General features: G+C 41.6%; 1 protein-coding gene. It reads right to left on the bottom strand.

The window, feature by feature from the left end; all coding sequences use genetic code 11:
- Positions 1-418: 418 nt before the first annotated feature.
- Positions 419-814, bottom strand: coding sequence for an ACT domain-containing protein (locus tag Q1A70_RS20105; RefSeq protein ID WP_299695814.1), 396 nt, complete (start codon positions 812-814; stop codon positions 419-421).
- Positions 815-911 lie beyond the last annotated feature (97 nt).

The raw sequence follows: 911 nt of genomic DNA, 5'->3' as shown, positions 1-911 counted from the left end.
TACGAGACAAGGTTCACTCATTACCGCCCATGCTGGGTAAATTTTAACAGTGACAACTATCCTGCCAGAGGGGGCCACCAACCCTTTGCAAAGTACGTAGTGAGATGAATAACAGGATAAATCCTACACGTTGAAACCTTGTGCTCACACTGGCTTTAAAGTCGATAAGGTGATTAGGACTTCGTGTTCGACTGCCTCACCTTGGCCAACGCAATAGCCACTAAAACAGGCCGTATATATGGTAGTTAACCTGCGCTTTGATCATACTGCTGACTTGCAAAACTGGGGGGAGATCATATGGGTAATCAACGCTACTACTCTACCTAAAGCATTGTTCCATAAACACTAAATTGGAAGTAGAACCCAAAATACCAAGCGTTGAGCCCCTCTTAAATTGTTTGTTAGCAATATGGCAACCCTATGCACTGAACTCTTCTAATGCAGAAACTGCCGCTTCAGCCTTACCACTTTGAACAAAGATATGATCGTGATAATAAGCTGCAATGACGTTAGCACTGATGCCCTTTGATGCTAACTTGCTAGCCACTGCTGCTGTAAGACCAACAGCTTCCAAACTAGAATGAACCGTCAAAGTGATTTGGCTGTATATTCCATCAAACGACAAACCTGCATTTTCTGCCACTGATTTTTCTAGGACTAAAGTTAAACCCTCAGATTCAATAAACGTGGAAACTGGATTTAGGTCAACATAGTCTGCTAGCACACCAGAAACTGTACAAAATACGAACTCTAATTCCATTAATTTTGGACTCATCGAACGCAGTAATTCGTCTAGGTCTGTGATTCCTGACATATAGATTTCCTCTTGTATTGCTAGGGCGTGTTGATCTTTCGTGAGTGTTTTTTAAACAGCATGGTAAAGAGTTATAATTTGCTTCGCCAAAAGTAAA

The organism is uncultured Vibrio sp. (genome assembly GCF_947488985.1).
Lineage (GTDB): Bacteria > Pseudomonadota > Gammaproteobacteria > Enterobacterales > Vibrionaceae > Vibrio.
Note: the sequence above shows the minus strand (reverse complement) of the source record. Positions and strands in the feature narration are given on the sequence as shown.